Here is a 23,760-nt window from a genome sequence, read left to right on the forward strand (position 1 = left end):
ACGGGGCGGGAGATACACTCCCACAGTCTGTATCCGGTAACGGATCAGAAGCGCGTCAGTCAGCCCCTCCACCCCGACAGGTTTTTCTCTGTATCACCTGCGGAATCGACCATACAAGCTGCGTCCTCGCCGTGGCGAGACGCGGCGAACGAACATAGCGAAACGCTTGATGGTGTCGACTCGCATTTCGCTTGGTGTCGCTACGCGACGACCGCGCTCCCACCGAGTCCCGTGCAGCCGTGGGAGCTGCGTCCTCGCCGTGGCGAGACGCGGCAATTGAACATAGCGAAACGCTTGACGGCGTCGACTCTCTCTTCGCCCGGTGTCGCTCCGCGACGACCGCGCTCCCACTGTTCTGGGGCCTAGCTGTCAGCCGCGACGCTGGCGGCTTTCTCGGCGAGAAAGTCCGTGCTGGAATCGATTTGCAGTTCGAACCAGATCGGCAAGTGGTCCGAGAGTTGGTTGCGTCGCCAGGTGTTGCGGTAGTAGGCCCGCAGTGCCGTCTCGTCGTTTGCGAGGTCTTTGCTGCCGGTGTAATCGTCGAGCATCTCGGTGCGGTACGCGGCCCAGTCGTCGTCTCGGTACACGTGGGAAAACGGGTTGAACACGCCGCCGACGGTGTGGTCTGCCGCGTCGCGTACGAGCTTGAAGTACTCGCCGGCGTTGATGAAGAAACGGTCGTAGGTTTGCGAGCCCGACGCGTTGGTCGGCGTGTCGAGCAGCCCGTCGACCTCGTTGAAACTTGCGTCGTGGATGCGGGCAACGGTCTCGGCATCGCTCGTCTTGTAGAAGTTGAAATCGCCTGTCAGCACGAGGTTGCGGTTCCACATCTCGTCGCGCTTGCGCTGCAGGGCGGCGAGCAACAAGCTGACTTCATCGCGCCGCAACGCGACATCGTCGTCGCCGTTGCCCGGGTGCAGGTGGACGTTGACTAGGGCAAAGGACTTCCAGCCGGCCCGGAAGCCGGTGACATAGGGTGTGCGTTTGAGCTGGCGCAGGTGTTTCTCGCGGCTGTCCGGGTCCTGCTCGGCGAACACGTCTTCGATCAACTCGTCCCAGATCACGATTTCGCCGGCCAACCCCGAGAGCCCGACGCGTTTGGTGTTGTAGAGGTACGCGCTGCTCTCGGAGTTGCCGTTCTTGCCGTCGGTGATATCGTTGACGATGTAGTCCCAATCGCTGCCCAGAATGCGCATCACCTTGTTCAGGTGCTTGAGTGAAGACTTCACTTCCTGCAAGGCGATCAGGTCAAAGTGCGAGAGCGTCTCGGCGATGTAGAAAAAGGCCTCGGGCAAGCGCTGAGTGGTGTGACCGAACTCCTTGATGTTCCAACTCGCGATCAGCAGGTTCGACTCGGACTTGCGGTGCGGGATGCTGTCGGTCAAGCCCGCCTTCAGTCGCAGCAGGCTGTTCAACGCTCGGACTTTTTCGCTCGGGGTGATGTTCGGGAACACGAGCGCGTAGTCACGACGCTCGAAGTCTGCAGTGGGTCGCAGGTCGTTATAGTGTGGCATGTCGCCCTCCTTGGCAGCGGTCGGGTGCCACCGGCGTGTGTCGCCGGTTGCCTCGGGCCAAGGGCCATGCTACCCAGCAGCGCGACTGTCCCACATGATCAGTTTGAATCAGTCGGGTTCGGCACCGGTGTGCGAGACGACACTACCGTGCGGCGCCGCGGCGGCGCGTGCGTCTCAAGGGTGTTCACCAGCGTCCACACCTCGGCACTGATCGCCTCGACGGCAGCCTCGAAGGCAGGCTGATTGCGTTTGGAGGGTGTGCGCGTGCCAGCCACCTTGCGCACGAATTGCAAGGCCGCCTCGCGGGCGTCCTGCTCGGTGCTCGGCAGCGCGAGGTTGAACAGCGGTCGGATGTTTCGGCACATCAGTCCCACCCGACGTCGAGCGCGTCGACGAGAAAGTGCATCAGCGGTTCGAGGTCGTCGAAGGTGGCCGCGATGCGCTTCGGAAAGTCGCGCGCACACACCTGTTTCGGCGTGCAGCTCGAGAAGGCGAAGAAGCTCTTGCGCTTGAGGTCGTCGATCAGCGGGTGGTCCGTGTCGTACCCCCTCGGCGGCCGCTTGAGCTGGTCGCCCCGGATCCCGCCGAAGCGCTTGGTGAACGTTGCTGACCCCTCGATCGCCGCCCAGCGCGTCGGCGAATCCACGATCGCGTCGCGAATCTGGTTGAGCACCGGGGTGGGTGGCATCCAGATGCCACCGCCGAAGAAGATCTCGTCGGGCGCGATGTGGAGGTAGTAACCGGGCGCGTGCGCGTCCTTGCCCACGCGGTGCCGAAAGTGGCAGCCGACGTTGGTCTTGTACGGCGTCTTGTCCTTGGCAAAGCGCGTGTCACGGTAGATGCGGAACAGCGAGCCGCCGTTCAGTCGCGTGTCAGCCTGAAAGGCCGGTGCGTTGGCGTCGAACCAGGGGGCCATGGCCTCGATGAAGCCGACCATCGGTTGCTGCACCCGGGCCTTGAAACGGGGCTTGTTGGCCTCGAACCACGGCTTGTTGTTGTTCACGCGCAGTTCGCTGAGAAACGCAAAGAGGTCGGTGGGCAGAGGGGTGTAACCGCTCATGCGGGCGCTCCGGAGGGGAAGGCTGAGGCTTGTTGGATGCTAACAGGCGTGCGACGCTCCGCCCAAGACCCACACGGAGAGACAGCGTGGTCCGGATCGCGCTCGGCGGCTGGCAGCACGAGACCAACACCTTTGCACCGCTGCGTGCGCACTACACCGATTTCCTTGCGGCCGATGAGTGGCCCGGCCTCAGTGCCGGGTCTGCGATGGTCACGGCTGTCGAAGACGTGCACATCCCGATTGCCGGGGCGCTCGCTGCGGTGCGCGCAGCGGGACACACCGTGCTGCCCTTGCTCTGGGCGTCGGCGACGCCGTCGTCCTACGTCACTGACGAGGCCTTCGAACGCATCGCCACGGACCTGCTCGCGCGCCTCGAAGCGGTCCTACCGGTCGACGGCGTGTACCTCGACCTGCACGGCGCGATGGTGAGTGAGTCACACGAGGACGGCGAGGGTGAGATCCTGCGGCGTGTGCGCGCGTTGGTCGGTGCGGCGGTGCCGATTGCCGTGAGCCTCGACATGCACGCCAACCTGACCGACGCCATGGTCGCGCACAGTGATGTGATCGACCTGTTTCGCACCTACCCGCACACCGACATGGGAGAGACCGGCGCGCGCACGGCGCGCCACCTGATGGCGATGCTCGATGGCACGCGGTGGCACAAGGCGTATCGCAAGCCCGGTTTTCTGATTCCGCTCAACGCGGGCTGCACCAGTGTCGCCGGCGCGGCGCAGGCGGTCTACGACACGCTGCCGGCGGTGCTGGACGAGTCCGTGCAGGTGGCGGGCGTGGCGGTCGGCTTTCACCTGTCGGACTTTGGCGACGTCGGGCCGGGGGTCGTCGCCTACGGGCCGGATGTTGAACGGGTAGAGGCCGCCGCCGATACGCTGCTCGCCGCGATCGAGGGCCGACGGACCCGGTTCGACGGCGCGGTGATGCCGCTCGAGGACGCGGTGGCGTCCGCGCTCGCGATCAGCGCGACGGCGGCACGGCCGGTGGTGCTGGCCGACACCCAGGACAATCCCGGTGGCGGCGGCACCGGCGACACCGTCGGTCTGCTGTCGGCCCTGCTCGAGGCCGGGGCCGATCGCGGGGTCGTCGGGTCGATCTACGACCCCGCCGTGGCCGAACAGGCGCACGCGGCGGGGCAGGGCGCGCGGCTGTGTGTGGCGCTCGGCGGCAAGCGCATGCCAGGTCAGGCCCCTCTCGAGTGCGAGGCGGAGGTGTTGCGGCTCGGCGGTGGCGAGGTCGTTGGCACCGGGCCGATGTACCTCGGAGCGCGCATCCAGCTCGGCACCGCTGCGTTGCTCGGTATCGGTGGGCTCAAGGTTGTGGTGAGCTCGGTGAACGTGGCGCTGATTGATCAGGCGTTGTTCCGGCACTTCGGCGTCGAGCCTGCTGAGCAGGCGCTGGTTGCGGTCAAGAGCTCCGTGCACTTTCGCAACGATTTCGAGCAGATTGCCGAACGTGTCATCGTCGTGGCCGCGCCCGGGGCTGTGGTCGCCGACCCGGGTGCTCTGCAGTACACGAGGGCGCGTGTGGCGTGGGACGGTGCGAGCTGGCAGGTGGGCTGAGCCGCGCCGGTCTGCGGAGCCTGAGACGGCTAGCTGAGCTGTGCGATCAGGTGGTCCATCAAGGTGCGGGTGCGGTGCGGCAGGTAGCGTGCGATCGGGTACACCAGGTGGACCGGCATAGGCGCGTTGAGGTAGTCCGACAACACTTCCCGGATTCGGCCGTCGCGCAGGTGGTCGCGCAGCATGAAATCCGGCAACCGGGCGACCCCTTGCCCGGCCACGGCGGCGTCGAGCAGGAACCCGCCGTCATAGCTGTTGAGCGCGGCGCGCACTGGCACGTCGGTGTGCTGTCCGGTCGCCGATTTGAAGCGCCAACGCGGTCGCTTCGCCGGGCCGAACTGCAGCACCCGGTGTTGGCGCAAGTCGTCCGGCGAGCGGATCGGCTCGCAGGCGTCGAGGTACGCCGGGCTGGCGAAAAGTTGGTGCCGGATGCTGCACAAGGGGCGCGCGATCAACGCCGAGTCGTCGAGGTGGCCCACGCGAACAACGAGGTCCCAGTGCTCGCCGACCACGTCGACCAGGCGGTCAGTGAAGTCGACGTTCAGGTGCACGTTCGGGTGCATCCGCGCGAAGGCGAGCAGCGGCTGCGTCAGCGCGAGCCGGCCAAAGTAAAGCGGCACCGAGAGGCGGATGTCGCCACTCAGCGCCTGATCGTCATCGCGTACGTCGGCTTCGAATTCGTCGTAGGCCGAGAGCAGCTGGCGGCCGCGCTCGTAGTACTGTCGTCCGGCCTCGGTAAGTGACCACTGCCGGGTGGTGCGCACGATCAGCGCGGTCTGGAGCCGTGCTTCGAGCAGCCTCAAACGCCGGCTCATGGCGGACTTGGCAACGCCGCTGAGAGCGGCGGCCTTACCGATGCTCTCTTGCTCGACGATGTGCGCGAACGCGCGCAAGTCTTCCAGCTGGCCCATGTCAGACAGGTCTAAAAAAGAGAACGATAAGTTCTCATTTGGCTGTCTGTCAATTTCACCGCACTAGCCATTACGGTGCTCGACGCGCGCCGGAATGACACCGGAGATTGGAGCGGACTGTTCGATCAAGGCGGTCCGGTCCGTGACGGCCAGGCTGCTGCAGTGGCGTGCACCGACACCCGCAGCGCACTGCCCACAGCTGTGGGCTTCGCACGGCCCGCGCGCAACCAACCGGAGCCTCACCGTGAACCCCATCGTCGCCGACAACAAACCCGCTGCCGCCGACCTCACCGACGGTGAGGAATACGCCTTCTGCGCCTGTGGCAAGTCGTCCAATCAGCCGTTCTGCGACGGCTCGCATGCGGGCTCGGGCATCACGCCAATGGCTTTCACCGCGTCCGAGACCGGCCAAGCCTACTTGTGTCAGTGCAAGCACAGCGGCAACCCGCCTTACTGCGACGGCACCCACAAGCGATTTGGTGAGGACGCCATCGGCAAGGAAGGGCCGGGTGTCAGCCCGTCGTCCGCCGACGGCGCCCCGGTGGCGACGCCCACGGCCGAAGAGCCGACGGTGGCGTTCATCCACCAGCTCGCGCGCGAAGGCCTCTCGAAACTCGGACACCACGGGCCGATGACGTCCATGGGCGTGCCGCGGCATGCACTGCCGCATTGGGATGACCTGCAGATCATGGCCGCGCAGATGGCCACCAAGCCCCTGCTCGAGGACGTGGACGTGGCTACCGAGCTGGTGATAGGGCCCGAAGCGCGCAAGCCCTTGCACTTGCGTATCCCGCTGTTTGTCTCGGACATGAGCTTTGGCGCGCTGTCCGAGGAGGCCAAGGTGTCACTCGCCATCGGCGCCGAACTCGCCGGCACCGGGATCTGCTCGGGTGAAGGCGGCATGCTGCCCGAGGAGCAACAGGCCAACTCGCGGTATTTCTACGAGCTCGCCAGTGCGCAGTTCGGCTACCGTGAAGCGCTGCTCAGCCGTGTCCAGGCCTTTCATTTCAAGGGTGGGCAGGGCGCCAAGACGGGCACGGGTGGTCACCTGCCCGGCAACAAGAACAAGGGCAAGATTGCCGAGGTGCGCGGCATCCCCGAGGGCGAGGCCGCGGTCTCGCCCCCGACCTTCGCGAACCTCTCGACGGTGGCCGACTTCAAGCGCTTTGGTGACCGCGTGCGCGAGGTCACCGGGGGCATTCCGGTCGGTTTCAAGCTCAGCGCGAACCACATCGAGCGCGACATCCAGTTTGCGCTGGACGCCGGCGCCGACTACATCATCCTCGACGGCCGCGGCGGCGGCACCGGTGCTGCGCCCGAGATCTTCCGTGACCACATCAGCGTGCCGACCATCCCGGCGCTCGCCCGGGCGCGGCACTACCTGGACCAGCAGGGCGCGAGCGGGCGTGTGACGCTGATCATCACCGGCGGCTTGCGCGTGCCGATCGACTTTGTCAAAGCGCTTGCGCTCGGGGCGGACGGTGTGGCGCTGTCGAACAGTGCGATGCAGTCGATCGGGTGCGTGGCGGCGCGCATGTGCAACTCCAACAACTGCCCGGCGGGCATCGCCACGCAGAAGGCAGACCTGCGCCAGCGCCTGAACGTGGCCAGGGCGTCGCGCCAGCTCGCCAACTTCTTCGCCGCGTCGACCGAACTCATGCAGGTCATGGCGCGGGCGTGCGGGCACGACGCGCTGGGCAAGTTCAACACCGACGACCTCGCGACCTGGCAGCGCGAGATGGCCGATCTCTCGGGTGTGCGGTATTCGGGCTTCGGCGGCCAGTCACCACCCGCCGCGGGCGCAGCGGTCCACGCAACCGGCGCCCCGCTGCTGTAGCGCCCTGGCGTATGCCGGTGGGGTAAGTGTCTGCCGGGGGATGTCGACATGGTCGCGAGCATGGACGGTTTGAGGGGGGCGGTGCTGCGCGGCGCCGTCGCGGCGTTGCTGCTGTGCGCATCGGCGCTGGCTGCGGCGGCGGACTGGGCCGCCTTCGGTGAGCCTGGCGCCGTCGCCGTCATGCGCCATGCGCTGGCGCCCGGCACGGGTGACCCCGCGAACCTCTCACTCGACGAGTGCGCGACACAACGCAACCTTGACGCTCGCGGTCGCGCTCAAGCCAGAGCGATCGGGGCTGCACTGCGCGAGAACGGTGTGGCCTTCGACGCCATTCTGAGCAGCCAGTGGTGCCGCACGCGCGAGACGGCAGCGCTGCTCGGTCTCGGCCCGGTGTCGGACGCACCGGCCCTGAACTCCTTTTTCAACGATTTCTCGACGCGTGACACGCAAACGTCGGCGCTGCGCGAGATCATCGAGCGGGCCCGTGGGCGTCTGATGCTGGTCACGCACCAGGTGAACATCTCGGCGCTGACGGGTGTCGGCACGCGCTCGGGTGAAGTGCTGATCGTGCGCCTCACACCCACCGGCACAGAGCTGCTCGGCCGTGTGATGATATCGCCCTAGAGGACACAGGACCGGCCGCTGTGTCTTGCGCGTGCGCTCACTGCGCGTTCTGCGGCATGTCGCCTTCGATGGTGTGGTAGCCGCCATTGTCGAACTGCGGGGGTCGATCAGTCGGCGCCGCGCACCGGGATGGATGCGTTGGCGTCGGGTTTGAACACCCTCTGGATGGCGTAGGCCGCGATTGTGATGGCAACGCCGATCGCGTCTGACGCGAGGCCGCCCTCGATCATGAAGAGCGCTGCAACGATCAGCGCGAGCCGAATAAACCATGCCGCGTGTCGGCCCACGAACCACCCTTGCACACCGGAAGACAGCAGAAACACCCCGGCGATGGCGGTGATCGCAGCCTGTGTCACTGAAAGCCACGGGGCGTCCATCAACAGCGCGCCGTTGTAGAAGAACATGAAGGGCACGATGAAGGCCGCTATGCCGATCTTGAACGACACCACCGATGTCTCCATCGGATTGGCCCCCGATATCCCCGCCGCCGCGTAGCTCGCCAGCGCGACCGGTGGTGTGATCGCCGACAACACCGCAAAGTAGAAAACGAAGAAGTGCGCGGTGAGTTGCGGAATACCGAGTTGGACTAGGCCCGGTGCGACAACCGAGGCGGCGACAGCGTAGGCGGCGGTGGTTGGCATGCCCATGCCGAGCAGAATCGCAATGCACATCGCGAAAAAGAGCGCCAGCAGTTGTGACGAATCGGCGATGCCGAGCAGCACCGCCGAGAAGCGCGCGCCAACACCGGTCAAGGAGATCACGCCGACGATGATGCCCGCACAAGCGCACACTGCGATGATCTGAATGGACATCACACCTGCGAGCTCGAAGGCCCGGGCAGTGGACCGTGGTCCCATGCGGTTCGGAGTCAGCCAGGACACGACGGCTGCGGCGAGGGTGGCGAGGGTGCCAGCCCGAATCACCGAGTAGCCCGCGAACAACGCGTAGATCAGGATCACGATGGGCAGGAACAGAAAGGCCTGGCGCGCGAGTGCCCCCAGTTTTGGCAGCTCGTCTTCGCGCATGCCGCGCATCCCGAGCTTGGCCGCTTCGAAGTCGACCATGAAATACACCGACGCGAAATACAACACCGCAGGGAGTAGCGCAGCGACAGCGATTTCGGTGTAAGGGATGCCGGTGATCTCGGCCATGATGAACGCACCCGCGCCCATGATCGGGGGCATGATCTGGCCACCGGTCGAGGCAGCAGCTTCAACGGCGCCGGCGGTTTTGCGGTGGTAGCCGACTTTTTTCATCAACGGGATGGTCAGCGACCCGGTGGCCACCACGTTGCCTGCTGACGTGCCGTTGATCATGCCCATGAGGCCGGAGGCGAATATCGACACCTTGGCCGGTCCGCCGCGCGTGCGACCGGCTGCAGCGAAGGCAAAATTGATGAAGTAGTCACCGACTTTCGACGCTTGCAGGAAGGCTGCGAAAATGATGAAGAGGATGATGTAGGTCGACGACACGGCGGTGGTTGGCCCGAGGATGCCGGCGTCGGTGTAGACCTGTGAGAAGAACCGCGCCCAATCGATTTTCGGCGAGTTGAGGAAACCCGGCAACAGGTGGCCGACGAAAACGTACACCAAAAAAAAGCCGGCAATGATGATCAACGCAAAGCCGGTCACGCGGCGCGTGAGTTCCATGATCAAGGCGGTGCCGGCAACGGCCGCGATGGAGATGCCGATCGGCGCGAAGGGCGTGCCGGTCGCGTTGCGCATCAGCGTGCCGTACATCGTCACGAGGTAGAGCGCGACTGCCACGGCGCACGCGCTCAATACCAGATCGGCTTGTGAGAAATACTGTCGCGGCGTGCGGTCGAGCCACCCGAGCACGATGCCACCGAAGGTTGCGATCAGCAGAGGCAGGCCGAACCCGTAGATTTCGGGGTCGCGGAATTCGGGTGCGATGCCGTTCCACATCTCGCCTGCCGAAATGCGCATGGCAAAACTGATCGCAGCGCCGCAGGCGACCAGCGCGATGGCCAAAAACAACCAAGCCAATGCGTTGAAGGTTGTGTTCGGCAAGGTGGTGGATTCGACGAATCGGGTGCGGGACCCGAACAGCAGGAAACCGATGCACAGAGCGCCCGCAATGTGGACGATGCGGAAGTTCCAGGTTTCAAGCGGAAAGCTCGGCAGAAATGCGATCTCGATGCCGGTCATCGCCGACAGCGACAAACCGTTGAGTGCGGCCATGTGGAAGGCGGCGTAGAGCCCTGTCAGGGTGGAAATCAGGAGCAGCCGCCAGTGGGTGAATAGCCGCCGGTTGGCTTCGATGATCTCTTCATCAGCCCCTTCGACCAAACGGCTCTGGTTGTCTTGTCGGTTTGCCTGATCGGTCATGCGGTGGGTACTCCGGCGAGGTCGTGATGGGGGCGCCCGCGACGGGTCGCAACGGCACGGAAAGGGATGTGGTGGTGCGCTGAACAGGGCCGGTGTCGGGCTGTCCGGGCTAGCATCACCCCGCAGAGGGCGGGGTGATGCCGAGCTGTGCGGTCAGTCACCGCACCTCAGTCACTGGCGGTGGATCTGATCGTCCGGAATGTCTGCACCGGCGTTCTCCTTGAACCACTTGGCCGCACCGGGGTGCCACATCAGGACCGTGTTCTTGTCCCAGTTTTCTGAAACCGTTGAGCGCGCCGCTTTATGGATAGTGACCAAGCGCTCGTTGTCGGACATGACAACGTCAACCACGGCTTCGACCAGGCTGGCCGGCAGATCGCAGTTGGCGATGGAGAAGTTCCACATGGAGACCGAACGCGCGTCCGCCTCGAGCGTCGTGTAGGTGTCAGCGGCAATGCTGAACGCGGCAACCGGGAAGGCACCCTGTATGGTTGCCTGTTCGTCGGCGGTGAACTCGATGATGTTCACGTCGGTTTGCACCTCCAACTGGCTCACCGCCGGCACCGGAACGCCCGCAGCGAACGCGATGACATCGAGCAGGCCGTCCTGCAGTTGGCTGCCGAGATCGGACCAGCCGCCGTTACGGCGTTCGAAGTCGACACCGAGGGTTTCCATCATGCGCGGAAAGTAGGTGTCCGATGTCGAGCCGGCCGGGCCGAAACCGATCTTGGCGCCTGCCGGGATGTCTGCGATGGACTCGATGCCGGAGGACGACAGGGCTGTCACCGAAAAAGGCGTCTGGTACATCGGGAACATCGCGCAGGCGTTGTCCAACGGCAGGCCCGGTGCAATCGGGTTGTTGCCGTTGATGGACTCCGCAGCTGGCCCGAGTGTGGTCATGCCGAACGAAGCGTCGCCGGTGTGAACCAGTGCCATGTTCTGCATCGGTCCGCCGGTGACTTCGGCGCCGCCCGAAAGGCCCAGTTCTTGCGCGACGAGGTTGGCCCAGCCTGAACCGTAGGCGAAGTAGGTGCCGCCTTGCGATGCAGTGCCGACGGTGAAACTCTCTGGCCAGTCACTGCGGTCATTCGCCTGGGCGATGGTGCAGATCGCGGCAACGGCGGTAGCGAGTAGGAGTTTTTTGCTTTGCATGGTGTCTTCCTCTTGTCGTTGGTCGGGGTGATTGATGGGCGCACGCGGCCCCACGCATGGGGATGCGAGCCGGTGTTGTGGTTTTCTTGGGGTACGTAGCGCCGCGACTAGGGCGCTCGGGTGGACTACGCGGGAGGCATCACGTCAAGGACGTCAGGGTTCCGAGAAGTCGGTGATCTGCGCAATGGTGTCGCGTCCGATGTCGCTCTCGAATTGGCGCCATACCGGTTTCATCGCCTCGACCCACGCAGCGCGTTGGCGGGCGGTGAGTGCTCTGATCGTGCTGCCGGACTGGATGATGAGCTGCCGCGTTTCCTGGTTGATGCCCGTTGAAGCGGTGTTACTCTCAACTGTGACATCGCGCAAGATGTCACTGAATTGCGCCCGTGTGTCGACAGGCAGGCTGGACCACCAATTGGTTGAGGTCACCACCAGGTAGTCGATGATGCCGTGGTTCGATTCGGTAAAGCCGTCTTGCACGTCGTGGAACCGCTGGCTGTAAATGTTCGACCAGGTGTTTTCCTGGCCGTTGATGATGTTGCGTGCAAGCGCATCGTAGGCTTCGGAGAAGGCCATGCGATGTGGGGTCGCCCCGAGTGCACGGAATTGTGCGTCGAGCACGGTTGAGGGCTGTATGCGAAATTTCAGCCCTTTGAAATCGGCTGGTGAAAGCAGCGGGCGGTCGGCGGAGAACTGCTTCATGCCGTTGTGCCAATAAGCCAGGCCCTGCAGACCCTTGCGCTGCATGGAATCGAGCAGGGCTTTGCCCTCGGGCGAGGCCTGATAGCGGTCGACGGCGGCAATGTCCTTGAAGACGAACGGGAGATCGAAGAGGCGAAAGGCTTTGGTGAAGGTTTCGAATTTCGAAAGCGAGGGTGCGGCCAATTGAACATCGCCTTGCAGCAACGCTTCGAGTACGTCGTTATCGTCGTACAGCTCGGAATTCGGGTACACCTCCATGCACGCCTTGCCGTCCATCTCGCGATTGACGCGTTGTTTCAGTAGCTCGGCGGCGATGCCTTTCGGGTTTTTTTCCGTGTTTGTGACGTGGCTGAATCGAATGCGGATCTCACCGCTCTGGCAGTCGGCGGCGTTCGCCTGGCCGGGCAGGCTCGCTGTGATCGCAGCGGCGATGATGAGGGCGCGGTGAAGCATATTCAGTCTCAGTGTGCCTAGCCAGTTGGCGCTCAATGGCACTGTGCTGACGGAGTGTGAATTGTTGTGCAGCCTGCTCCAGCGCGTCCAGCACATTCATGGGTGGATTCTGACCCCTCTTGCGCCAGACGGTGTGCGGTTAGTCGGACAAGTGCCGTTCGGGGACGGACACGGCGGGGTTCAGGACTGAAACGAATCCCGGCGCAGCTTGTGTCGCGTCATTTTGTCGTAGAGGGTTTTGCGCGGAACATCGAGGTCGAGCATGGTGCGCTTGATCGAACCCCGGTTGTGCGAGAGGGCGGCTTCTATCAGGTCCTTTTCAAAGGCGGCCACCTGCGCCGACAAGCTGTTCTTGCGGGTTTGGCCTTCAGGTTGGTCATTGAACACGGCGAGGCCAGCCGCGAGGCGGTTGGCGGCACTTTGCAGCTCTCGCACGTTGCCGGGCCAGTCGTGACTCAGCAAATCGCTCATCAGGCTCGGTGAGACCTCGGTGGTGTTGCTCGACTGCTGCCGGAGGAAGTGTTCAAACAGAATCACCGGGTCCGCTGCTCGTTCGCGCAACGGCGGTACGGTCAGGACTGCGCCGTTGAGGCGGTAGTAGAGGTCGCTGCGGAAGGTGCCCTCGTCGACGAGGCTCGACAAGTCGGCTTTCGTGGTCGCGAGAATGCGGATATCGAGTGCGACCTCGGTGTTGCCGTTGACGCGCTCGAGCGTGCGTTCTTGTAACACCCTCAACAAGCGCACCTGCATCGAGAACGGCATGCTCTCAATCTCATCGAGCAGCAGTGTGCCGCCATTGGCCTGTTCGAAGCGGCCGGGTTTGACAACCGTCTCCCCCGAGGCGAGCAGGGTTTCGGTGCCGAACAGCACGTCAACGCCGTTACCGTCATCGAGCAGTCCGCAGTTCACCGCGACAAAGGGCGCCTCGCGACGCGCGGAGACCCGGGTCAGGGCTTGCGCAACCAGTTCCTTGCCTGTGCCAGTCTCGCCAGTAATCAGAACATCGACACCGGCAGAGCCGATGCTGAGGATGCTGCGGCGCAGCGAGACCATGACATCGGAACTGCCAATGATGTGGTGTGGGAGGTCGTCGCGCATTTCGAGCTGGCGCGCGAGGTTGCGGCGTTCGAGTTCGGTGCGCCGCGCAGACAGCGCCCGTCCGACATCGCGCAGAAAGTCGTCGGTTTGCAGCGGTTTGGTGAAAAAACCGTAGGCGCCTTCCTTGAGCGCGTTGACTGCCATGGGGATGTCGCCGTGCCCGGTGACGTGAATGACCGGCAGCGTCGGATCGCGCTCGAGCAATTGAATCAGAACGTCTGTGCCGGCAAGGCGCGGCATGCGAACATCGAGTACGACCACACCCGGAAAATCTCGGGGCAGGGCGCTGAGGCCGTCGTGAGGCGAGCGGAAGCACTCTACGGCGTACCCCGAAACCTCGAGCAGTTGGGCCAGGGATGCGGAAAAGTCGACATCGTCATCAATGATGGCAATGTCCGCTGTAGTGATCATGCGGACGGGCTCGATAACCTTTTCAATACGATATCAAATCGGGTCCCGCCCAGGTGTTTGGCGTTGATGGTCAGCGTGCCACCCATGCTCTCGACGAATGATCGCGAGATCGTCAGGCCCAGTCCCATGCCGTCGGGGGCAGCGCGATTGCTGACGAACGCGTCGAACAGCGTGTCGGCAATCGCGTCGTCGATACCTGGCCCGGTGTCAATGACGGATACACAGATGTGATCGTCGCCGTTGGCGATGGTGATGGTGATGCCCGGCGTGGCGTTGCGTGTCGATTGGCAGGCATCATGTGCATTGCTGAGCAGGTTGCCTAGCACTTGCAGCAAGCGGACTTCACCGGCCTGGACCCAGATCGGTTGGGCTGGTGGCACGTAGTGCAGGACGTCGGCAGCACTTGGGAAGCGGTCGAGAAATTCACTGACAGCCTTGTTCAACACAGGGCCGATTGACACCGGTTTGACCCGGGACGGTTCCTGTTGGGCAAAGCTGCGCAAGTGGACAACGATGCGGGAGATTCGCTCGGTCAGAGCTTCAACGGTGTTGAGGTTGTCACTGACAGCGGCGGTATTGCCGGCTACCATCAAATGGCGGGACGCACTTGCGTAATTCTTGATGGCGGCGAGTGGCTGGTTGATCTCGTGGCTGATCGAGGCCGACATCTGGCCAAGCAGGGCCATTTTCTCGGTCATCACGAGCTGGTTCTGGGCGATTGACAGTTCGTGCGTTCGCTGGTTGATTTCGCGCTCGAGTCGCGCGGCCTCGCCGGCCCGTTGCTCGGCGAGTTCGGCCAGCAGGCGGCGCCGCTCGGACTGTTTCAGGAGCAGCACCACACCGAGCAACAAACACAATGCGGCAATGAAGCCGCGCAGCATGCCGGGTCCGAAAAACGCGGGCGCCGAGCCCGTCACGCGCAGCACGGCGTTGAGTTGCCGGTGCTCGCGGGCGATGTTGATCGGGTTGACCGGGGCGGCGATACGGTTGTCGAACAGCAGTTCGCCATTGTCCGACCACAGCGCCACACGGTGTGCCGAGCTCTCCCAACGGTCCCGGATCGGGCCAAGGTCGATCAGTGCGATGAGGATAGCCTGGGGTGCGCCGCCGTCCTCGCTGAACACGGGCGTGAAGAACAGATAATGCGGGCGGCCCTCCGGGTCGGTGAAATAGGCGCGCCCAAGGCTGCCGTGAAAGGCACGTTGCACGCCGTTTTGCCACCGCCCGCTCTGCAGTAACGCGGGCGGCAGCGCAAGGGCCGGCATGCTCTCGCTCTCGCCACGCCTCAAAATCGCGAGGGCATTCACGCCGGAGAGGGCTTGCAGATAACTGATGCGGTCGAGCACTTGCGCGCTGTCTTCTCCGCGTGTTGCGTTGCTCGTCAGGGCGGCGTTGATGTTGGCGGTCTGTGTCAGCAACACCGATACGAGGCGGTATTTTTCCATTTCAAGCTTCAGCGCTTGGCTCAAGGAATCCGCTTCAAATGCCAACTGCTGTCGAACTTTTTCGGTTTCGGCAATCTGGTCTGGTCGGATCAGGAACAGCCAGACCAGGGCGAGCACAACAACCGACGACAACAACAGTTTCATGTAAACACGGTACCCGGAATGGCGATTGTTTCGATATCAGGTTGGCGGGCGCAGCCAGCCAGGGCCTACTGCGCGTTCTGCGGCAAGTCGCCTTCGATGGTGTAGTAGTCGCCCTTGTCGGCGGTGAAGATGTGTTTGCCAAGGGTGGTGCCGGTTGGCTCGTCGAAGACGCCCATCGCGATCGCCGTCCAGTCGTGAAACAGCGGGTCGAAGAAGAGCGCGCTGCCGCAGCGGCTGCAGAATCCCCGGCGCACTTTCTCTGACGACTGAAACCAGGTGATCGAGGCTTCGCCCTCGATGGCCACGGCCTCCCGCGGCATGTCACACGAGGCGAAACCGACGGCTGCGTACTTGCGGCACACGCTGCAGTGGCACAGGTCGGGCTGGGTCAGCTGGCGGTCAACAGTGATGCGGACGGCGCCGCACAAACACGATCCGGATGGCATGCGAGGCTCCTGGGTCTCAACGTCGAGGCAGGCGATCCTGCACGCAGTCGAGCGCCAGGGTCGCCTCCCGACTGTGCAGGTGGTACCGCGGTTTCAGGAAGGGGTGGGCACTGGCGCCCGCTTCGTTGAGGATGGCGGGAAAGACGCCGATGTGCGGTTGCACCCGCCCCTCGAACTCCGGTGCGAGTCGGTTGAACACGCGCGAGCCGCAGACGTCGCAGAAGCACCGTTTGAGGCTCGGCGAGAGTCGCTCATCGCGCACGTACTCGCGGATCTGCGCGTCACCCGACTCCAGGGTGAACGCGGAGGCATCGACGTACGCGAAGTGATAGAGCGGACTTGCGTGCGCACGGCGGCAGTCGTCGCAGTGGCAGTAGCCTGCGAAGATCGCCGGTGCGTAGAGCGTGACGCTGAAGCACACCGCGCCGCAGTAGCACTGGCCGGTGAAGGTCGCGGGGCTGTTCGGTGCGGTCATGTCAGTCCGTGGCATCACGCGGCGCGGCGTCACGGTATGATTGCCTGCTGACCACGGTGAGTACAAGCCATGACCATACCCTTTGCGCCGGTGATCGCCAAGCTGCCGGCCACGACGCCTTTCGTTGGCCCCGAGGAGCTCGAGCGGCGACGCGGCGCGCCCTTTCGGCTGCGCATCGGTGCCAATGAGAGCGCCTTCGGCCAGTCGCCGGCGGGCATGGCCGCCATGCACGACGCGCTGGCCACCAGCGCGTGGTACGCCGACCCGACCAGCCACGATCTGCGCCACGCACTGGCCGCGCGTCACGGTGTCAACGCTGAGGAGATCGTCGTCGATGCCGGCATCGACACCTTGCTCGGTCTCACCGTGCGGTTGTTCTGCACCCCGGGCACGCCGGTCGTGACCTCGCTGGGCGCGTACCCGACCTTCAACTACCACGTGAACGGCTACGGTGCGGTGTTGCACACCGTGCCCTACGCCGGCTTCTACGAGGACCCGGATGCCCTGCTCGCCAAGGCGCACGAGGTCGGTGCACGTCTGATCTACCTCGCGAACCCCGACAACCCGATGGGCACCTGCCACGGTGCCGAGGCCATTCAACGTCTGATCGACAACCTGCCCGTGGATTGCCTGCTGGTGCTGGACGAGGCCTACATCGAATTCGCGCCGGCGGGTGTTGCAGCCACGCTCGACACCGACAACCCGCAGGTGTTGCGTTTTCGGACCTTTTCCAAAGCCTACGGCATGGCGGGCCAGCGCATCGGCTATTGCATCGCCAACGCCGAGATCATTGCGGCCTTCGAGAAGGTCCGAAACCACTTCGACCTCAACCGCGTTGCCCAGGCCGGCGCCACGGCCAGCGTCGACGATGACGCCTTTCTGGCTGGCGTGCGGGACGCCGTGGAGGCCGCCCGTCAGCGGGTCTACGCGCTCGCGAAAACGCTCGACCTGCACGCTGAGCCGTCGTTCACCAACTTTGTCGCACTCGACGTTGGCGGCACCGATCGGGCGGTCACCTTGCTCGAGCGTCTGGCGGCGCGTGGGGTGTTCATGCGCATGCCCGGCGTCACGCCGCTGAACCGCTGCGTGCGCGTGGGTTTGGCTCAACCCGACGACATGGCGCTCGCCTGCGAGATCCTCGCTGAGTTGATTCCGCAGCTCTGACACTGACTGGGGCCGCACGGCGCACACCGCGGTCCAACAGCCCCGGAGTGTCAGCACCGCGCCGGTGTCGATCCCGGTGCGCGCGGCCAACGTGGGCTGAACCCGAGACACCCACCAGAGCGCGCTGCCAATGAACACCCCGGCAACCCGGCGGTGGGTTCAGTGTGACAAGGACCAAAAAAAAGCCCGGCACGAAGGCCGGGCTGGTCGAACAGGCGGCTGTCGCCTACTTCATCACCGGGATGGCGAACTCCGCGCCTTCCTTGATGCCGGACGGCCAGCGGCTGGTCACGGTCTTGGTGCGGGTCCAGAACTTCATCGCGTCGACGCCGTGCTGGTTCAGGTCGCCGAAGTGGGACGCCTTCCAACCGCCGAAGCTGTGGTAGGCCAACGGCACCGGAATCGGTACGTTGATGCCGACCATGCCGATGTTGATGCGATCGGCGAAGTCGCGCGCGGTGTCGCCGTCGCGTGTGAAGATCGACACACCGTTGCCGAAGGCGTGTGACATCGGCAGGTCCAGCGCGTCTTCGTAGTTCGCAGCGCGCACTACCGACAACACCGGGCCGAAGATCTCGGTCTGGTAGATGTCCATGTCCTTGGTCACCTTGTCGAACAGGCAGCCACCGATGAAGAAACCGTCCTCGTAGCCCTCGATGCTGACGGTGCGGTTGTCGACCACGAGATCGGCGCCGGCGTCCACGCCGTTCTGAATCAGGCCGAGGATGCGTTCCTTCGCCTCGGCCGTGACCACCGGACCGAGGTCCAAGCCGCGCCCGTTCCACGGACCGATCTTGAGGGCGTTGACCTTGGGAACAAGCTTTTCAATCAGGGCGTCGGCGGTCTCCTCGCCCACCGGAACCGCCACCGAGATCGCCATGCAACGCTCGCCGGCGGAGCCGTAGCCCGCGCCGATCAGCGCGTCTGCTGCCTGGTCGAGGTCAGCGTCGGGCATGATGATCATGTGGTTCTTGGCGCCGCCGAAGCACTGCATGCGCTTGCCGGCAGCCGAGCCCTGGCTGTACACGTACTGGGCGATCGGGGTGGAACCGACGAAAGACACCGCACCGATGTCATCGTGTTGCAGGATGCCGTCGACCGCCTGCTTGTCGCCGTTGACCACGTTCAGCACACCGGCCGGCAGGCCGGCTTCGATCATCAGTTCGGCGAGCCGCATGGGCACGGACGGGTCGCGCTCGGACGGCTTCAGAATGAAAGCGTTGCCCGACGCAATGGCGGGGGCGAACATCCACATCGGGATCATGGCCGGGAAGTTGAACGGGGTGATGCCCGCGCCGATGCCGACCGGTTGGCGCATGGAGTACATGTCGATGCCCGGGCCGGCACCCTGGGTGTACTCGCCTTTGGACAAGTGCGGCACGCCGGTCACGAACTCGCAGACCTCGAGGCCGCGGATGATGTCACCCTGGGCGTCTTCGAAGGTCTTGCCGTGTTCGCTGGCGAGCAGGTCGGCGAGCTCTTCCATGTTCTGGTTCAGCAGGTCGACGAATTTCGCGAACACGCGCGCGCGGCGCTGCGGGTTGGTTGCGGCCCAGTCGGGCTGCGCAGCCTTGGCCGAGTCCACGGCAGCCTGCAGCTCGGCGTCGCTCGCGAGTGCGACCTGGGCCTGCACCTGACCGGTTGCCGGGTTGAAGACGTTGGCGGTGCGGCCGCTCGCGCCGTCCACGCGCGCGCCGTTGATGAAGTGTCCAATCTGTCGCATGGGGGGTGGCCTTTGGCGGAGTGGGGGAGATTGGGCAGTCTGGCACTGTCTTTTCGCACAAACAATGGGCAAAATTGGACACTGTTTGTGCAAAAATTAGTGTCGTATGACGCACCCCAACTGGGATGACTTGCGCGTGTTCCTCGCGGTCGCCCGCAGCGGTCAGCTGCTCGCCGCGGCCAAGCGCCTCGGGGTCAACCACGCGACCGTGAGTCGGCGCGTGCAGCAGCTCGAGGCCGCGCTCGGGCAGACCTTGGTCCATCGACGCACCCACGGCTGCGACCTCACCGAGGCGGGACAGCGCCTGCTGGTGGTGGCCGAACGCGTCGAGCGTGAGGTATTGAGTGTCGGGGCAGAGCGCGATGCCGGCGCTGTCAGCGGCACGGTGCGGGTGGGTGCGCCAGACGGGTTCGGCCTGCATTTCATCGCGCCGCGGCTCGGCGAGCTCGCCGATCGCCACCCGGGCATCCGCGTGGAGCTTGTGCCGATGGGGCGCAGTGTGTCGATTTCGCGTCGCGAAGCAGACCTCGTGGTCACGCTGGCGCGGCCGGAGCAGGCGTCGGTGGTGGCACGCAAGCTCGTCGACTACGCGCTCGGCCTTTACGCGAGCCGCGACTACCTCGTGTCGGCCGGCGAACCCGAGTCTGCCTCGGCGCTGGCCGCGCACCGCCTGGTCGGATACGTCGATGACCTGGTCTACAGCGACGTGCTCGATTACACCCGAGAGTTCAGTGCCCACTGGCAGACCGACACAGCCATCGCGAGTGCGGTGGGCCAACTCGAGGCCGTGCGCGGTGGGGCCGGCATCGGCATTCTCCACCGCTACATCGCCGAAACGCACACGAGCCTGCAGCGTGTGCTGCCCGAACTCAGTGTCACGCGCAGCTACTGGCTCGCACGCCATGAGAGCACCCGGTCCATGGGTGCGATCAACGCGGTGGCGGACTTCCTGGTCGAGGCGGTGGACGCCGCGCGCACGCAGTTCTGATTCGGCCCCGCTGCGGCGTTCGTGTGGCCCGTGTGCGGTGCGCCAACCCCGGTTTTGTGACGCGTGTCTGGTTTCTGCGCTGACGCGGTGTCGGAGAATGAGCCGAGCGCGACGGTGACAGAGGCAGGGCATCCAAGATGAGCAAGTCAAAGGGCAGGGCACTGCAGGCCTTGCGGGTGCTCGGTGCCGTCTCCGCCGGTTTTGCCATCGTGTGTCTGTTGCTCACCGTGTGGACTCTGGCGACGGACCGGTTCCACACCGGCATCGACTGGGTCGAGGTGGCGCACCGGTACGACATCCAGGCGACCTACAACCTGAGCCCCGTCGACGTGGCGTTGATTGCCAAGCAGGTGACGTGGGCCATGCAGCGAGGCGACTTGGCCCCCTTCGCGTGGGTGCAGATTGCGATCAACACGCTGCTGTTGGGGGTGCTGCTGGTGTGTGCGCTGCAGATGATGGGCGGCAAACGCGACTACGCCTGGCCCTTCGCGCTGGTAATGAGCGGTATGGCGCTCTACTGGTACACCGCCCCAACAGCCTTGACCCAACACATGGGCGACCCGGTGGCGTTTCTCATGGTGACCGAGCCCGCCTGGCTCAGCTGGTCGCCGATCGTGGCAAGCCACATCTGGCTTTGGGCGCCGGCCCTGGCACTGCTCTGCCTGGCGTTGAGCCGCGGGACGGCGGGCGCAAAAGAGCACACACCCACCTGAGCTCGACGCGGGTCTGCCACGACGTCGGCCTGATCGACGCGTGCCCCGAGGGCCTGCCCGAGCGATCGGCCCCTGTCTGACTGCTACGCTTCCAAGGCGCGGCTGTGCGAAGGCGTAACCCGTGGCGTCGACCGACTGTGGCGAACGGGGTGTCACAGCCTTGCATTTCTTTCCAGAACACGGCGTCGCCGTGTTGAATAAACTGGGTTCGGAGAATTCGCTGATGACGCGTTTCTATGCACTGATGTGTGTGGTCGGCACGGTGCTGCCGCTCTCAGCCTTCGTGCCGTGGGTGCTCGAGTTCGGCCTCGACCTGAATTTTCTGCTTTCGGGTGCGTTCGTCAACCGCGTGGCGGCGTTTGCGTGGTTGGATGTGATCGTCTCGGCCGTTGTGCTGTTGGTGTTCATCTGGGTCGAAGGCCGACGCCAGGGGATGACCCGCCTGTGGCTGCCGACACTTGGCACCTGCACGGTGGGGGTGTCGCTCGGCTTGCCCTTGTTCCTGTTGCTGCGTGAACGGCACCGGAGTGTCCAGTCTGCTCGACCCGATTGAAGCGAAAGCGACGACATCGACCGAGACAGGGGGCGAGCCAAAGGCACCACAACGCCCTGTAGAGTGGCGCCTGGTACGACGTTTGTATCCTGTGGGCAACGCGGCGTCTATCTTCGAGCCGGTCGGTGGCACTCGGCCGTTTCGCTCAGTGGAGCACGGCCTTTTTCCCTGTGGTAGGCGAGACGCGGATCCTGAAAGGAGCGCCTTCGGTGAGCACGCCGTCGAAAATTACGTGGAACTGGATCGGATGGGCGCAGTTCAAGGCGCGGGCGAAGCTCCGCTTTGACCCCGATCCCGTCGACGCTGCGTCCTTTGGGGATGAGGTTGCGGCGTCCATCGACTGGAACCCCGTACAACCCAATACCCTGAGTTTTTGGCACAGGTTTTCGGTGATAACCGGGGAACGTGCGGTCTACAAGGTGCCACTTCTCCTCCTTGTGCCGTTGGTTCTGAGCCTGGTCGCGCTGTCGTCCTTGCTTCTTATCGCGGTCTTTGTCCTCCTGTCAGGGTTGCTCGGTGGGACTGGCGCGCTGTTTGTCAGCGGGCCAATCGCGCTGCTGGTCCTGGGCGTCGTGGGTGCGGTTTGCTGGAGCAAAGCGCGACCCATCCAGCTTGATCGCTCGATCAATGCGCTCTGGACGGGCCGCTACAGCTCGAAGTCCGACAGCCACGTCCGGTTGACTGACATCCATGCAGTGCAGCTGCTGGGGTTCACTCTCCGATATCCGAGGCGGGCCGGTGCGGCCTTGCAAATCAACCTCGTGCTGCGAGGTGGGCGGCGGATCGAGCTGCTGACCCTGAACAACCACCCATTTGGTGGGTACCGCGACGCATTGTTCGCCGACGCCGAATCACTCGCCGGCTTCCTGGGCGTGCCGCTGTGGAACGGTGTGCACGCGTTGGACCGGCCGAAGCCGGGGCAAACGCTGCTGAAGGATCTCCTGGTTTCACTCGGCCTGGCCGTGTTGGCCGCCGTGTGCGTCTACGCCTACTACCACCGTATCACAGGCCAATGAGGTGTCGATGTGACCCATGGCCGCATCACGACGGCGGGGTGCCAGCCAGAATGCCCTGGCTGAGTAAGGCGGCGCATTGCCCGGCGCTGCTCGTTCGCTGGCTTTGCCTGCGTTGGTTCGAGTGCCTGGGTGGTCGAGGGTGATGGCTGCACCACGGCGAGAGATTAACCGACCCGTCTTGGCGCGCGTGGAGAGCGTTGTGTCGATTGCGGTGGGCTACGTTGCCGCACTGTGGTTGCTGCGCTCGGGCGCGTTCGTCATCTGGGGCGAACACGCAACACACAAGGACGCGGTGCCACTCAGTTGGTTGGTGTCGCTGCTGTTGGCACTGCCGCTCGGACTGCTGATTGCTGGCGTCTTTTGGCTCCAAATCTGGCACGTCGCCGCCTGGTGGCGGCGGACCCGCTAGCCGGTCGGCGCTCAGTCCGCGAGGCCGTCCGAAAAGCGTTGGCGTTGCTCGTGGGCGTCGGTCACCTTGCCGTAGAGCTGCTGTACGCGTTCCTTGCTGCCGATCATGCCCGGGGCGTCGGCAAATGACATGATCAGCACGAGCCGGTCGCTCTCGCCCGTGTTGGGGGTGACCTGGTGCAGGGCAAAGCGACCGAGAAAGAACTGCAGGTCGCCGGCGTTGAGTTCGAGCTCCCGAACGCGGCTGCGGTCGCCGTGCAGGACGCGCGCGACCTCGTCGTAGCACTCGTCTTCCGCCGTGCGCAAGTCCGGCACGTACTCGAAAATCCCACCGGAGCTCGCCGGTCGCAGCAACAGCGTGATGGTGAATTCGTTGGTGTCGAAGTGCCAATTGAACTCCTGCGCCGGTTTGCCGAGGTTGACGATCATGTTCGAGACCGGGTCGTCGTAGATGTGCAGTTCGTCCTTGCCGAGGCAGTCGGCGAGAAAGCGCTTCAGCGGTGCCCAGTAATAGAGCTGCCGCGCCACGGTGTCCTCACCGAATAGGTCTGCCGTGATGAAGCCGTTGGTCCGCGGCTTCAGTACGTTGGTGGGGTGCTCGGGCGGGAGCTCGGGGTTGCCGTCGTTGAGGTAGACGTTGCACGCCTTGGTCGGGGAGTAGTAGGCCTTCACCTTGCGCGTCTCGGCCTCGTCCACCAGTGCTGCGAGACCGGCTTTGCTGAAGAAGTGCCGGATCACTGCGCAGCCGTCTTCGGCGAGCGCAGCGCGGACCGCGTCGACCGCGGCCTGGCGGCGCGGGTTGTCCGGTTCGTCGATCGGGTATCGGGCGTGGTCGATGGTGTCTTGCGGGCTGAGCGAAGGGGTCATGGCTGCAGTCTCAAGTGGGGTGTGCACCCTCGAGGCAGCCCTCGAGGAAGACGTTGCACAGGTGTTTGGCCTGGGCCGGTTTCAGGCCGTCCTTGCCCGTGGCCAAGCTGTTCCAGAGGCCGTCAATCAGGATG

At 64.4% G+C, this 23,760-nt stretch carries 22 protein-coding genes; 9 read left to right on the forward strand and 13 right to left on the reverse strand.

Going from position 1 to position 23,760, the window contains the following annotated elements:
- Positions 1–362: 362 nt before the first annotated feature.
- The 3 genes from AAGA11_18270 to AAGA11_18280 all read right to left on the reverse strand — a co-directional run bounded on the left by AAGA11_18270 (position 363) and on the right by AAGA11_18280 (position 2,574).
- Positions 363–1,514 carry an endonuclease/exonuclease/phosphatase family protein gene (locus AAGA11_18270; GenBank protein ID MEM9604816.1) on the reverse strand — a complete coding sequence of 384 codons (1,152 nt, stop codon included), beginning with the start codon at positions 1,512–1,514 and terminating at the stop codon, positions 363–365.
- A gap of 98 nt (positions 1,515–1,612) precedes the next feature.
- Positions 1,613–1,879: a DUF2277 domain-containing protein gene (locus AAGA11_18275; protein ID MEM9604817.1), complete on the reverse strand. Its 267-nt coding sequence runs from the start codon at positions 1,877–1,879 to the stop codon at positions 1,613–1,615.
- Complete coding sequence (locus tag AAGA11_18280) at positions 1,879–2,574, reverse strand: DUF2461 domain-containing protein (protein MEM9604818.1); 696 nt, start codon at positions 2,572–2,574, stop codon at positions 1,879–1,881. Before AAGA11_18280 ends, AAGA11_18275 begins: the two co-directional genes overlap by 1 nt.
- Positions 2,575–2,660: 86 nt before the next feature.
- On the opposite strand from AAGA11_18280, the gene AAGA11_18285 reads away from it, so the two are divergent.
- On the forward strand, positions 2,661–4,148 hold the full coding sequence (locus tag AAGA11_18285; protein MEM9604819.1) for a M81 family metallopeptidase: 1,488 nt from the start codon (positions 2,661–2,663) through the stop codon (positions 4,146–4,148).
- A gap of 29 nt (positions 4,149–4,177) precedes the next feature.
- Here the strand turns inward: AAGA11_18285 and AAGA11_18290 are convergent, their stop codons facing one another.
- Positions 4,178–5,059 carry a LysR substrate-binding domain-containing protein gene (locus AAGA11_18290; GenBank protein ID MEM9604820.1) on the reverse strand — a complete coding sequence of 294 codons (882 nt, stop codon included), beginning with the start codon at positions 5,057–5,059 and terminating at the stop codon, positions 4,178–4,180.
- 244 nt (positions 5,060–5,303) lie between these two features.
- On the opposite strand from AAGA11_18290, the gene AAGA11_18295 reads away from it, so the two are divergent.
- Positions 5,304–6,896: a glutamate synthase-related protein gene (locus AAGA11_18295; GenBank protein ID MEM9604821.1), complete on the forward strand. Its 1,593-nt coding sequence runs from the start codon at positions 5,304–5,306 to the stop codon at positions 6,894–6,896.
- A gap of 60 nt (positions 6,897–6,956) precedes the next feature.
- Positions 6,957–7,520 (forward strand): histidine phosphatase family protein, encoded by a 564-nt coding sequence (locus AAGA11_18300; protein ID MEM9604822.1) that lies wholly within the window; start codon positions 6,957–6,959, stop codon positions 7,518–7,520.
- A 107-nt stretch (positions 7,521–7,627) separates the two neighbouring features.
- Here AAGA11_18300 and AAGA11_18305 read toward each other — a convergent pair whose 3' ends face one another.
- From AAGA11_18305 to AAGA11_18335, 7 genes are all read right to left on the reverse strand, one after another.
- Positions 7,628–9,868 carry a TRAP transporter fused permease subunit gene (locus tag AAGA11_18305; GenBank protein MEM9604823.1) on the reverse strand — a complete coding sequence of 747 codons (2,241 nt, stop codon included), beginning with the start codon at positions 9,866–9,868 and terminating at the stop codon, positions 7,628–7,630.
- 171 nt (positions 9,869–10,039) lie between these two features.
- Positions 10,040–11,020 (reverse strand): TAXI family TRAP transporter solute-binding subunit, encoded by a 981-nt coding sequence (locus AAGA11_18310; GenBank protein MEM9604824.1) that lies wholly within the window; start codon positions 11,018–11,020, stop codon positions 10,040–10,042.
- Between the two features lie 153 nt (positions 11,021–11,173).
- Entirely contained in the window at positions 11,174–12,175 is a 1,002-nt protein-coding gene (locus AAGA11_18315) for a DctP family TRAP transporter solute-binding subunit (GenBank protein ID MEM9604825.1), read from the reverse strand.
- A 180-nt stretch (positions 12,176–12,355) separates the two neighbouring features.
- The gene (locus AAGA11_18320) at positions 12,356–13,684 is read right to left on the reverse strand and encodes a sigma-54 dependent transcriptional regulator (GenBank protein ID MEM9604826.1); all 1,329 of its coding nucleotides are present in this window, start codon (positions 13,682–13,684) and stop codon (positions 12,356–12,358) included.
- The gene (locus AAGA11_18325; GenBank protein MEM9604827.1) at positions 13,681–15,273 is read right to left on the reverse strand and encodes an ATP-binding protein; all 1,593 of its coding nucleotides are present in this window, start codon (positions 15,271–15,273) and stop codon (positions 13,681–13,683) included. The genes AAGA11_18320 and AAGA11_18325 overlap by 4 nt, the downstream gene beginning before the upstream one ends.
- 65 nt (positions 15,274–15,338) lie before the next feature.
- Complete coding sequence (locus tag AAGA11_18330; GenBank protein MEM9604828.1) at positions 15,339–15,719, reverse strand: GFA family protein; 381 nt, start codon at positions 15,717–15,719, stop codon at positions 15,339–15,341.
- Positions 15,720–15,735: 16 nt separating this feature from the next.
- Entirely contained in the window at positions 15,736–16,194 is a 459-nt protein-coding gene (locus tag AAGA11_18335; GenBank protein ID MEM9604829.1) for a GFA family protein, read from the reverse strand.
- Between the two features lie 69 nt (positions 16,195–16,263).
- On the opposite strand from AAGA11_18335, the gene AAGA11_18340 reads away from it, so the two are divergent.
- Positions 16,264–17,358 carry an aminotransferase class I/II-fold pyridoxal phosphate-dependent enzyme gene (locus AAGA11_18340; protein ID MEM9604830.1) on the forward strand — a complete coding sequence of 365 codons (1,095 nt, stop codon included), beginning with the start codon at positions 16,264–16,266 and terminating at the stop codon, positions 17,356–17,358.
- A 226-nt stretch (positions 17,359–17,584) separates the two neighbouring features.
- On the opposite strand, the gene AAGA11_18345 is transcribed toward AAGA11_18340, so the two are convergent.
- Positions 17,585–19,081 carry a CoA-acylating methylmalonate-semialdehyde dehydrogenase gene (locus AAGA11_18345; protein MEM9604831.1) on the reverse strand — a complete coding sequence of 499 codons (1,497 nt, stop codon included), beginning with the start codon at positions 19,079–19,081 and terminating at the stop codon, positions 17,585–17,587.
- A gap of 106 nt (positions 19,082–19,187) precedes the next feature.
- On the opposite strand from AAGA11_18345, the gene AAGA11_18350 reads away from it, so the two are divergent.
- The 5 genes from AAGA11_18350 to AAGA11_18370 all read left to right on the forward strand — a co-directional run bounded on the left by AAGA11_18350 (position 19,188) and on the right by AAGA11_18370 (position 22,760).
- A complete protein-coding gene (locus AAGA11_18350; protein MEM9604832.1) occupies positions 19,188–20,069 on the forward strand; it encodes a LysR family transcriptional regulator in 882 nt (293 codons plus the stop codon).
- Between the two features lie 137 nt (positions 20,070–20,206).
- Positions 20,207–20,782, forward strand: coding sequence for a hypothetical protein (locus tag AAGA11_18355; protein ID MEM9604833.1), 576 nt, complete (start codon positions 20,207–20,209; stop codon positions 20,780–20,782).
- A gap of 223 nt (positions 20,783–21,005) precedes the next feature.
- A complete protein-coding gene (locus tag AAGA11_18360; GenBank protein MEM9604834.1) occupies positions 21,006–21,335 on the forward strand; it encodes a DUF2834 domain-containing protein in 330 nt (109 codons plus the stop codon).
- 209 nt (positions 21,336–21,544) lie between these two features.
- A complete protein-coding gene (locus AAGA11_18365) occupies positions 21,545–22,351 on the forward strand; it encodes a hypothetical protein (protein ID MEM9604835.1) in 807 nt (268 codons plus the stop codon).
- Positions 22,352–22,550: 199 nt separating this feature from the next.
- Positions 22,551–22,760, forward strand: a complete 210-nt coding sequence (locus tag AAGA11_18370; GenBank protein MEM9604836.1) for a hypothetical protein — start codon at positions 22,551–22,553, stop codon at positions 22,758–22,760.
- Between the two features lie 11 nt (positions 22,761–22,771).
- On the opposite strand, the gene AAGA11_18375 is transcribed toward AAGA11_18370, so the two are convergent.
- The gene (locus AAGA11_18375) at positions 22,772–23,626 is read right to left on the reverse strand and encodes a hypothetical protein (protein ID MEM9604837.1); all 855 of its coding nucleotides are present in this window, start codon (positions 23,624–23,626) and stop codon (positions 22,772–22,774) included.
- Positions 23,627–23,760: the final 134 nt, after the last annotated feature.

It is taken from the genome of Pseudomonadota bacterium (assembly GCA_039196715.1).
Taxonomy (GTDB): Bacteria; Pseudomonadota; Gammaproteobacteria; order CALCKW01; family CALCKW01; genus CALCKW01.